This is a genomic window from Cupriavidus sp. 05N40 (assembly GCF_056397305.1).
The window spans coordinates 1-9,909 of sequence record NZ_JBFTND010000247.1; the positions used below are offsets into that span (position 1 = coordinate 1).

At 62.1% G+C, this 9,909-nt stretch carries 10 protein-coding genes and 2 pseudogenes; 9 read left to right on the top strand and 3 right to left on the bottom strand.

Annotation, left to right across the window (positions count from 1 at the left end; all coding sequences use genetic code 11):
- Positions 1 to 557, bottom strand: a 557-nt coding sequence (locus AC1DO7_RS35995; RefSeq protein ID WP_477117209.1) for an alpha/beta hydrolase, incomplete at its 3' end; no start/stop codon positions are given.
- Positions 558 to 1,520: 963 nt separating this feature from the next.
- Here AC1DO7_RS35995 and AC1DO7_RS36000 point away from each other — a divergent pair.
- From AC1DO7_RS36000 to AC1DO7_RS36040, 9 genes and pseudogenes are all read left to right on the top strand, one after another.
- Entirely contained in the window at positions 1,521 to 2,459 is a 939-nt protein-coding gene (locus tag AC1DO7_RS36000; protein WP_477117210.1) for a dioxygenase family protein, read from the top strand.
- 60 nt (positions 2,460 to 2,519) lie between these two features.
- Positions 2,520 to 3,269 (top strand): SDR family NAD(P)-dependent oxidoreductase, encoded by a 750-nt coding sequence (locus tag AC1DO7_RS36005; protein WP_441621642.1) that lies wholly within the window; start codon positions 2,520 to 2,522, stop codon positions 3,267 to 3,269.
- A gap of 33 nt (positions 3,270 to 3,302) precedes the next feature.
- The gene (locus AC1DO7_RS36010; protein WP_441643521.1) at positions 3,303 to 4,187 is read left to right on the top strand and encodes a beta-keto acid cleavage family enzyme; all 885 of its coding nucleotides are present in this window, start codon (positions 3,303 to 3,305) and stop codon (positions 4,185 to 4,187) included.
- Between the two features lie 49 nt (positions 4,188 to 4,236).
- Positions 4,237 to 5,214: a quinone oxidoreductase family protein gene (locus AC1DO7_RS36015; protein ID WP_441621638.1), complete on the top strand. Its 978-nt coding sequence runs from the start codon at positions 4,237 to 4,239 to the stop codon at positions 5,212 to 5,214.
- Positions 5,211 to 5,561: a cupin domain-containing protein gene (locus tag AC1DO7_RS36020; RefSeq protein WP_441621637.1), complete on the top strand. Its 351-nt coding sequence runs from the start codon at positions 5,211 to 5,213 to the stop codon at positions 5,559 to 5,561. Before AC1DO7_RS36015 ends, AC1DO7_RS36020 begins: the two co-directional genes overlap by 4 nt.
- Before the next feature lie 77 nt (positions 5,562 to 5,638).
- Positions 5,639 to 5,782 (top strand): annotated as a pseudogene (locus AC1DO7_RS36025) (porin); the annotation flags it as partial.
- 121 nt (positions 5,783 to 5,903) lie between these two features.
- Positions 5,904 to 6,830, top strand: coding sequence for a tripartite tricarboxylate transporter substrate binding protein (locus AC1DO7_RS36030; RefSeq protein ID WP_441621718.1), 927 nt, complete (start codon positions 5,904 to 5,906; stop codon positions 6,828 to 6,830).
- Between the two features lie 66 nt (positions 6,831 to 6,896).
- The gene (locus AC1DO7_RS36035; protein WP_441621635.1) at positions 6,897 to 7,931 is read left to right on the top strand and encodes a LacI family DNA-binding transcriptional regulator; all 1,035 of its coding nucleotides are present in this window, start codon (positions 6,897 to 6,899) and stop codon (positions 7,929 to 7,931) included.
- 72 nt (positions 7,932 to 8,003) lie between these two features.
- Positions 8,004 to 8,423: pseudogene (locus AC1DO7_RS36040) on the top strand (plasmid pRiA4b ORF-3 family protein); the annotation flags it as partial.
- Between the two features lie 157 nt (positions 8,424 to 8,580).
- On the opposite strand, the gene AC1DO7_RS36045 reads toward AC1DO7_RS36040, so the two are convergent.
- Together AC1DO7_RS36045 and AC1DO7_RS36050 are read right to left on the bottom strand one after the other, a co-directional pair.
- The gene (locus AC1DO7_RS36045) at positions 8,581 to 9,138 is read right to left on the bottom strand and encodes a hypothetical protein (RefSeq protein WP_441621726.1); all 558 of its coding nucleotides are present in this window, start codon (positions 9,136 to 9,138) and stop codon (positions 8,581 to 8,583) included.
- Positions 9,139 to 9,448: 310 nt separating this feature from the next.
- On the bottom strand, positions 9,449 to 9,909 hold a 461-nt coding region (locus AC1DO7_RS36050), incomplete at its 5' end, for a hypothetical protein (protein ID WP_477117211.1).

The window sequence follows — 9,909 nt, forward strand, 5'->3', positions numbered from 1 at the left end:
GGAATTGGCACGATATCGAAGCGCGAGACCTGCATCGAATGGCCAAGAGCCAACTGCGCACGGCCCTTTTGCACCATTGCCTCGAAGCGCTCCCAGGCACCCGGACCAGCATGTTGCTGGCGGAGTTTTGCCGCCCCGTCGCCCCAACCGGCTGATGATATGCAAGCGCCAATACGAGGATCCACGCCGGCTGCATGGACGGCAACAGCAGCCCCGAAACTGTGCCCCATCACGGCAATTTTCGCCGGGTCCACTTCGGGCAGGCTCTGCAAATAACTGACAGCGTTGAGCGTATCGCAGACTTGATCCTCACACAGTACCTTGCCACGTTCGCCGTCGCTCGTGCCACAGCCACGCATGTCAAAGCGTAAGACCACATAGCCGAGCAACGAAAACAGGTTTGTGGCCAATTTCACCATGCCGTCATCCTTGTTGCTGCCGAATCCATGCAAGACTGCGATGGCAGGGCGACGTTCGCCATCGGCGAGATCGGCGGGCAAATGCAAGGCCCCCGTGAGTTGCAGTTCATCCGACTCAAACATGACTTCTTTGTGCATCCTGATTTCTCCGTGTTCATTGGCATACGATCTTCTACGAATTCGCCCTTTTCCTGGCTGCCCAAGCATCCACGGACTTACCGGATCGTCCGCTTAGTTTTCGGTTGCGTCGCTCGGGTTCGAACTGTTTCGCTGCCCTGATGCGCGAAGAATGCAGAGTCTGTAATGTTCCCTTCTGATGGCAATAATGTGGGCGGGGCGGCGCAATGGCCACACGCTTTGTCAGATCGCACGACTGTTCGATCACTCTCCCTCATCTGTACAAGGTCTTCTTGCGAGAACTGATGTGAGACAGCCAGCACTATTTTCTGACAGCGGAGAAGGCAGCCTGCAAACAATGCCGGGCTTTAAAATCGAAAAAGATAATGTCAAATGTCGTGTGCGCAATATGGCACATTAGCCTCGAAATTTTCGGCTGGAACCTGAATAAGACACTAAGATAAAAATTCAACCTCGCCCGCAGGGGCATTCTTTGGCTGAGGGGGAATCATGTTAAGAAAGCTCGCCGCAGCGATCCTTTGCGTACTGACGCTTGGCGTGTTTGGCTGTGCCAGCCAGACGCTGAGCGCCCAGCAATCGCAGCGATTCACGACGGATCCGTATAACTACGATTTAAGCAAGAATCTATGAGTCGGCGGCATGCCGACGAGAAACCGGCGCACCTGCATCTGGCCTTCACGGCCGAGAGTCGCCAGCAGGTCGCCGTGGTCTATCGCGCGAATTGCTATGCCGCCTTCGTCATTGGCCCGAACGGGCACAACCTCGGAGAGGTTTGCCACGCTGAGGCCTGAATCCGTTCCCAGCCATGGCTAGGGTTTGACCGGATGCCATCGTCGGCGCCTTGATTTCGCGGTGTTTTCCACGCGCAAGTAGATATTCAGCCACTTTCCGTCTCCGCTTCCGTGCTTGCCATTCGCGCGGAACCGATCATAATGCAAACGTTTGCAAAAGAAGGAGATGGTTATGGAGACGAAACACGCCAAGCCGGCGCCCAAGCCGGTCAGTGCGCTTGCCCTGATCGAAGGGGAGGCGTCGGTGACCGAGGTCGTCGTGCAGGCAATGGCAAGGACGGAGGACGATCGCCTGCGGACCGTGATGGCCGCGCTGGTATCGCATTTGCACGCCTTCCTCCGCGAGGTCAGGCCCACCGACGAGGAATTCGAGCGAGGCCTGGCGTTCATCGCCGCGCTGGGGCACGCGACGCACGCCACCAACAATGAAGTCGTGCTGGCCGCCGACGTACTCGGCCTGTCGACGCTGGTCACGACGATCAACAACAGCACGCAGGGTGGCCGCACGCCCGGCGCGTTGCTGGGACCGTTCTATCGCGCCAATGCGCCGCGCTACCAGTGCGGTGACTGCGTGGTGCAAGACGACTCTCCCGGCTTGCCATTGTTCGTCAGCGGCACGGTGCGTGCCACGGACGGCTCGGTGTTGCCTGGTGCGATGGTGCAAGTCTGGCAGGCGTCGCCAGTCGGCCTGTATGACAACCAGGACCCGCGCCAACCCGACCGTAACCTGCGTGGCATGTTTCACGCGGATGCCGACGGCAACTATCACTTCCGTACGGTGCGTCCCGCCGGCTATCCGGTTCCCACCGATGGCCCGGTCGGCACGTTGCTTGCCGCCCAGCACCGGCATCCGTATCGGCCCGCGCACATCCATTTCATCGTTGCCGCACCGGGATATCGCACGCTCGTGACGCAGGTCTYTGCCGACGACTCCGACATCCTGGAGACCGATGTCACGTTCGGTGTGCATCGCCAACTCGTCGGCGCGTTCCAGCTTGTGGACACGGGGCTGAGCCCCTGGGGCGACCTGCCCGCGCCGTACTACACGCTGCAGTTCGACTTCACTCTCGAACCCGGCGAGCAGACGTTTCCAACACCTCCGATCGGCTGATGGACTGATCGACTGATCGACTGATACACAAGGCTGTCCACCTATTCACTGCGCCACACCATGACCATTACTACACTCTCCGGCAAGGTTGCCGTGATCATTGGCGGAGCCGGCGGTATCGGCTTTGCCACAGGCCGCGCGCTGGCCAATCTGGGCGCCAGCGTGGTGCTGACCGGTCGCAATGCCGATCGCACCGCGAAAACGGTCGAGGGCCTGCCTGCCGGCAACCATATGGCCGCGTATGCCGAGGTGGCCGATAGCGCTTCGCTTCGGGAGCTGGCTGCCGATGTGCAGCACCACTATGGCCGCGTGGACATTCTCGTCAATACGTCAGGATTCACACGCGCCATTCCACACGGCGATCTCGACGCCCTCGACGACACCCTGATCGACGAACTGTTCGCAGTCAACTGGCGGGGCCAGTTCGCGGCGATTCGTGCCTTCGCGCCGGCATTGCGAGCCGGGGGCGACGGCCTGGTCGTCAATGTTGGCTCGATTGCGGGCCGCACGGGGCAGGGCAGCAACGTTGCGTATTGTGCCGCCAAGGCCGGCCTCGACGTGATGGCGATGTCGCTGGGCCGGGCGCTGGCCCCCGAGATTCGCGTCCTCAATGTTTCTCCGGGCGTGGTCGATACGGCCTTTGTACCCGGCCGCGACAGCACGTTCAATGACCGGGCCGCCAAAACCACGCCGCTGCGCCGCATCGGCCATGCGCAAGACGTGGCGGATGCCATCGCTGCATGTGCCACGTCGCTGCGGTTCGCCACGGGCACCACCATTGTTGTCGACGGCGGCCGCCAGCTCGGCTGACTATTCCTCAAGCCCTTATTTTTCGAATTGTCCATGCACGCAAGAAAGACCATCATTACCTGCGCGGTGACCGGCAATATCGTGACACCCGAGCAGCACCCCGGCTTGCCAGTGACGCCGGCCCAGATCGCCGACGCCGCGCTCGAGGCCGCCGAGGCCGGCGCTGCGGCTGCGCATATTCACGTGCGCGACCCGAAGACTGGGCGGCCATCGATGGAGCTCGACTACTATGCCGACGTCATCGACCGGATTCGCGCCCGCAATCGCAGCCTGATCATCAATCTCACCACAGGGCCGGGCGGACGCTTCGTGCCCGACGAGAACGAACCGCGCGTGGCCGCGCCTGGCACGACGCTGTTGCATCCGCTCAAGCGCGTCGCGCATATTGCGGCCTTGCGTCCCGATGTCTGCTCGCTGGATCTCAACACCATGAACTCGGGTGCGGATGTGGTGATCAACACGCCGGCAAACGTACGCAAGATGGCAGAAGTGATCCGCCGGGCAGGGGTCATGCCCGAGCTGGAGATCTTCGACTCTGGCGATCTGAATCTGGCACTCGACTTCATACGTGATGGCGTGCTCGATGGTCCCGGGCTCTGGACTTTCGTGCTGGGCGTGAAGTACGGCTTTGCCGCCACGCCGGAGACGATCTTTTATGCCCGCAGCATGCTGCCACCAGGCGCGCGATGGTCGGCATTCGGCATTGGTCGCGCCGAATTCCCGATCGTCGCGCAGGCGTGGCTGGCCGGCGGTCACGTGCGTGTCGGTCTCGAAGACAACATCTATCTCGAGAAGGGCGTTCTGGCGCCTAGCAACGCAGCGCTCGTGGCCAAGGCCCGTGACATCGTCAAGTCGCTTGGCGGCGAGATCGCTTCCGCGTCCGACGCGCGTGTGCAGTTGGGCCTGCGCGAAGCCTGACCGTTCCAGAAGTCCCAAATCCTCCACGTTTCTTGTTATCCCATTCATCATGAACACCATTCAGGTTCACCAGAAAGCTCCGACCATCGATGCGCTCGAACTGTCGCTGGTCGGGATGCCGCGACCGGAGGCTGGCATCGGCCAGTGCATCGTCGAAGTGGCCAGCGCGGGCGTCAATCCCAGCGATGTGAAGGCCACGCTTGGCCTGATGCCGCACGCGATCTGGCCGCGCACGCCGGGACGCGACTATGCGGGCGTCGTCATCGACGGACCGAGCCAATGGATCGGCCAGCAGGTCTGGGGAAGCGGCGGCGAGCTCGGCATCCGTCGGGATGGCACGCATGGCAAGTACCTGCGCATCGGCATTGACGCCGTGCGTGCCAAGCCGGAAACGCTGTCGCTGATGGAAGCCGGTGCGGTGGGCGTGCCATTCATTACGGCATACGAAGGGCTGCGGCGTGCTGGCATGCCCAAGGCGGGTGACGTGGTGCTGGTCGGCGGTGGCAACGGCAAAGTCGGGCAGGCGACGATCCAGATCGCCACCGCGCTTGGCGCGCGCGTCTTCGCCGTGGAGCGTAAGGCGGGGCCGTATCGTGGCCACGCCAGCGGCCCGGTGCGCATGATCGACTCCAGCCGCGAGACCATTTCCGACGTGGTCCGCGACGAAACCGGTGGCCATGGCGCCGACATCGTCTACAACACGGTGGGCAGTCCCTACTTCGAACAGGCCAACCTGTCCATGGCAATCGGCGCCACGCAGATCTTCATTTCGACCATCGAGAAGCCGGTGCCGTTCGATATCTTCGCGTTCTACCGGGGGCAGCACACTTACGTGGGCGTGGACACCCTGGCGATGGACAGCCAGGCCTGTGCCGGGATTCTCGACGCGCTGGCTCCGATGTTCGCCACCGGCAAGCTCAAGCCGTTCCCCGTGTTGCCGGACTATACGTATGCGCTGGCCGATGCCAAGGACGCCTATCGCGCCGTGCTGCAAGGCGCCACCGAGCGCGTGGTGCTGACGCCATGAATACGACACGATTTGCGCAGGCGCCGGCCTACTACCCGGCCAACCACGAGGGCATGCAGTGCCTGCGTCTCCAGGGGCATGAGGCGGGCCCTTCGGATGCCTTGTGGATGGGCGTATCCGTCATCCTGCCAGGCGGCCATACCTCGCTCGATGCGTCGCCAGTCGAAAAGCACTACGTCGTCCTGGAAGGCGAGGTCTGCATCCGGACCCCGTCCGAGAGCGTCACCCTAGGGCGGTTCGATTCGGTAAGGCTCGCGCCGGGAGAGGCCCGCCAGGTCACCAATCCATTCAACCTGCCGGCCATGCTGCTGCTGGCGATGCCGTATCCCGCGCGGGCAGCACCGTAGTGTTTTTTGTTTGCCTTTGCAAACGTTTGCACACCATCCATAGAAACAGGAGGAGACCCCAGATGCGAAAGAAGACGTCCAGGCGCACGGCGCTCTACGCGTATTTCAGCCACATCAACAACAAGAAAAACGCGACCTACGACTTTGCCATCAACGAGCTTGGCGTCAAGGCCAGCGCCGATCCGCAAGCGATCGCGTTCGGCATGCGGCACTTCTTCTGACGCCCGGACAGGACATTGTTGCGAGGAGACCATCATGATTCGACTGTTTTTCCGCCCCGTTGCTTTCCGGCCCCGTGTTTTCCGTCGCCTTGCGGCTTTGGCGCTGGCGCTGGCCGCCGCCATGCCGACGCTCGCTAGCGCGCAGCCCCAGTATCCGGCCAAGCCGATTCGGCTGGTCGTGCCATTTTCCGCGGGAAGCGCCACCGACATCCTGGCGCGGATCATTGGCACCAAGATGGGCGAGAGCGGCCATTGGCAGGTCGTGGTCGACAACCGGCCGGGCGCCGGCGGTACGCTGGGCGCCACCACGGTTGCCAAGTCCGCGCCCGATGGCTACACCCTGATCCTGGTCTCGGTGGGGCATGCGATCAATGCCACGTTGTATCCGAAGCTGGGCTACGACACGTTGAAGGACTTCGCCCCGGTATCGCTGGTGGCCTCGGTCCCGAATGTGCTGGTGGTCAATGCCGCCAGTCCGTACAAGTCGGTCCGCGACATTGTCGCGGCGGCGAAGGCCAAGCCGGGCGCGATGAACTTTGACTCGGCCGGTTCGGGCAGTTCCACGCACCTGAGCGGCGAGATGTTCAAGATTCAGGCGGGCATCGACATCATGCACATTCCGTACAAGGGCACCGGCGAGGCACTGACCGATGTGATGGCCGGGCGTGGCGACATGATGTTCGCGCCTACCGTATCGGCGATGCCATTCGTCAAACAGGGCAGGCTCCGTGCGCTGGCCGTGACCACGCCGAAGCGTGCCGCTGCGCTCCCCGACATCCCCGCCGTGGCGGAATCGGGGCTTCCCGGGTATGCATTCGACTCCTGGTTTGGCATCCTGGCGCCGGCCTCGACCCCGAAGGAGATTGTCAGCGCCCTCAATGCCGAGATCGGCAAGGCGCTGGCCGCCCCCGACGTGCGCGAGCGCCTAGCTGCGCAAGGCGCGGAGCCCCGATCCAGCACGCCTCAGGAATTTGCCAGCTATATCCAGGCTGAGATCGTCAAGCTGGCGCCAGTGGTCAAGCAATCGGGGGTGCGCGCCGGAGAGTGACGGGCGCCAGCGCGGCAGACGCTAGAATGGCGCATCTCAACGATCCAGCCTGGCTTCCGCCGTCCCATGTCCGAGCGCAAACGCGTGACCATCAAAGACCTCGCCGCAGAGGTCAATGTGCACTATTCCACGGTATCGCGCGTGATGAACCCCGCGACGCGCCACCTTGTGGCCGAGGAGGTCGCCACGCGCATCCTCAAGCTGGCCGAGGCACGCGGTTTTCGTCCCAACCGCATTGCGGCGGGGCTACGTACGCAACGCTCAGGGCTGGTTGGCGTAATCCTGCCCGATATCGCCAACCCGGTGTTTCCGCCGATTCTGGCGGGAATCGAGTCGGTGCTTGCCAGGATGGGCTATGTGCCGATTGTCGTGAATGCGGGCATTGAGCGTGCCCGCCAGCGCTTTGTCGTCGAACAGATGTTGGCCCGGCAGGTGGAAGGGCTGATTCTCGCGACCGCCGAGCGAGACGATCCGTTGCTCGACTACTGCGTGAAGGTCGGCATCCCCGTGGTGATGGTGAATCGCGGCGAACACACGGGCAGGGCGTCGTGCGTGGTCAGTGACAGTGCGCTGGCCATGGGGTTGACGGTCGACCATCTGGTGTCGTTGGGACATCGCTGCATCGGGCATATTGCCGGYCCGGCCAGTACCTCGACCGGGGAGTCGCGCCGCGAGGGCTTCCTGCACGCGGTCAAGCGCCATCGGCTGCGTCGCGGTGAACATGCGGTCGTCGAGGCTGACAGCTACGCGCGTGAAGCGGGTCGCAAGGCCTGCGCGCAACTCTTCGAGGCCCTGCCTTGCCTGACCGCCATCGCCGCGGGCAATGACCTCGTTGCCATGGGTTGCTACGACTATTTGCGCGAACGCGGCATCCGCTGCCCGGAAGACGTATCCATCGTCGGCCACAATGACATGCCATTCGTCGACGCGCTGACGCCGCCGCTCACGACCATCCGGATACCCGTGCATGACATGGGCGAACAGGCCGCCGAGCTGCTACTGCGCCGGATCGCCAAGCCGCTGACGGCCAGTGTCGTCATCGAACTGCGCCCCGAGCTGGTGGTGCGCGGATCCACGGCGCCGCCGCCGGCCTCCCGGTAGGAGACCGCGCCAAAACGGGGGCGAGCGACCGGACCACCGCCGAGAGGCCAATGAGGCACCTAAAATACGCGCATGGCTTCCGATCCCGGGCCGGCGACCTCCCTCCTTCAACTTCGCATTGCTCTGCGCGGCCTCAGCCCGTCGGTTTGGCGACGCGTCCTCGTTCCCGAGCACTTGACGCTCGGGCAATTGCACAATGTCATCCAGGTCGTCATGGGCTGGGCCGACGAACATCTGCACACGTTCAGTATTCGTGGCCGGCGTTACGGCGAAGTTCATGAGGGCGTCTTGCAGTTCTGCACCGTGGATAACGAACTGCCGCTGACCGCGTTTCATCTCCGCGAACACGAAGGCTTCGTCTACGTGTATGACTTCAACGCGTGGTGGCGCCACGAGATACGGATGGAGCGGCGTATGCTGCGGCAACATCCTGCTCGGCTGCCCCGTTGCGTGGCGGGTTTCGGGCCATGTCCACCCGAGGACATGGGCGGGATCGAGAGGTATCTGGAGGCCAGGGACGAACACAGTGAATATGAGTTCGTCGATTGGATCGAGTCACTGCGCGAAGGGCCTATCGTGTTGGAAGACCTACGCGACGCGGTCGACCGGTGGTTGACTTGGCTGGATCGTCGCTTTGACCGTCAGACCGTCAATGATCGGTTGCGACAACCGCGCCTTGGCAGTGGGTCAGCCCTGTTTCTTCCGGCTCGATTGAAGAGGCATCCGCTGCCTCAAGCGATTGGCCATGCACTTCGTGTGCGTCGCCGCCAGCCAGTACCGCATGCACAGCTACAGTGGCAGCGTTGGCGTCCAGAGGCTTGTCAACGGAATCGCGAGCGTTGAGCGCGGAAACGACTCCGCAGGTCTCCATGTTGGCCGCCGGAAGCACGTAGGTCGTTCCGCTAAGATCGCACGGGAGAGAATCGGTGCCAACGAACATGCTGGCCTTACTGAGCCGAAAACTTGGTGCCCCTCTGTCAGCGTTCAAGGATTTGTCGCTATCGCGGTAAAACATCCGCTGTTGCTGGCCCAGAACGTCACTGTTCCCAACACGCGTGCCGCCGTCGTAACGGTCGGCCAGAGGCTGACCTGTATTGCGAATACCCTCACCGTTCAGCGTATCCATCATCGCCCGCAAGTCTTCAATTTGAGGCGGTGTTAATTCCGCCAGTGCCGCAAACATCTCTCCAACCTGCTCTGAAAACATTGTCCTTCTACCCCGTCTTTCCGCCCCGCAGTCCGTGTCAATCGCCGTTCTGCGGAAACCATGAGTTCTGCCCGATTGCGTGCGCAACTACTTTACACGGCACAAGCCAGATGCCCGAAGAAGGCGCTCTTGGAAATGTGCGATTAGCGGATCTGCTAGGGGCATAGCTGTGGCCGTAACGCCAATGGAATGAGCTGCTCGCAACAAAAACATGCAAGCGATTCCACCGCTTTCCGCGTAATGTGCACCATGTAATACTTGCACCAAACTTTTGTGCATCTTGCGGCACGTGATGGCAATCACTGTCGTCCTATATGTGCCAGGCGGCCTCGCTTTGGATGTATTGAAAATACAACAAAAAGCTGTCGTGAGAGATGGGCATCCACCGCATGTTGTTCCCCCAAAATCGGGCTAGGGGCTTTTCAAGAATCTGCTCGAAGACATCTGCCTTTATGGTCGCCGCGCCGACCAATTCAAGGCGATCAGTCTGTACAGAAATCCTCTGTCGCGGATTGAATGGCCATCGGAGCAGCTTGCCATCGTTCGCCTGAATCTGGGCGCGAATTCGATCGAATGCCCGCCCGACGGGCTGGCGCGGGCGAAGGGAAAGCTGCGCGAAGCGTTCGGGCGGCCACCAAAGCACCGGCCACGGGCCCCGGGCTCGCTTGCACAATTGCATTTGCGAGCTAATGCTTGTTCTCATGTCACCTGCGCGGAGCAACATCATGGACACACGAAGCGAACTGCAAGCCACTGTGGACGCTCTGGTTC

Bases quoted from the DNA above. Each gene is read 5' to 3' on its own strand.
- AC1DO7_RS36020 (WP_441621637.1), top strand. From the start codon at position 5,211: ATGAATACGACACGATTTGCGCAGGCGCCGGCCTACTACCCGGCCAAC.
- AC1DO7_RS36030 (WP_441621718.1), top strand. From the start codon at position 5,904: ATGCCGACGCTCGCTAGCGCGCAGCCCCAGTATCCGGCCAAGCCGATT.
- AC1DO7_RS36045 (WP_441621726.1), bottom strand. From the start codon at position 9,138: ATGTTTTCAGAGCAGGTTGGAGAGATGTTTGCGGCACTGGCGGAATTA.
- AC1DO7_RS36005 (WP_441621642.1), top strand. From the start codon at position 2,520: ATGACCATTACTACACTCTCCGGCAAGGTTGCCGTGATCATTGGCGGA.
- AC1DO7_RS36010 (WP_441643521.1), top strand. From the start codon at position 3,303: ATGCACGCAAGAAAGACCATCATTACCTGCGCGGTGACCGGCAATATC.
- AC1DO7_RS36015 (WP_441621638.1), top strand. From the start codon at position 4,237: ATGAACACCATTCAGGTTCACCAGAAAGCTCCGACCATCGATGCGCTC.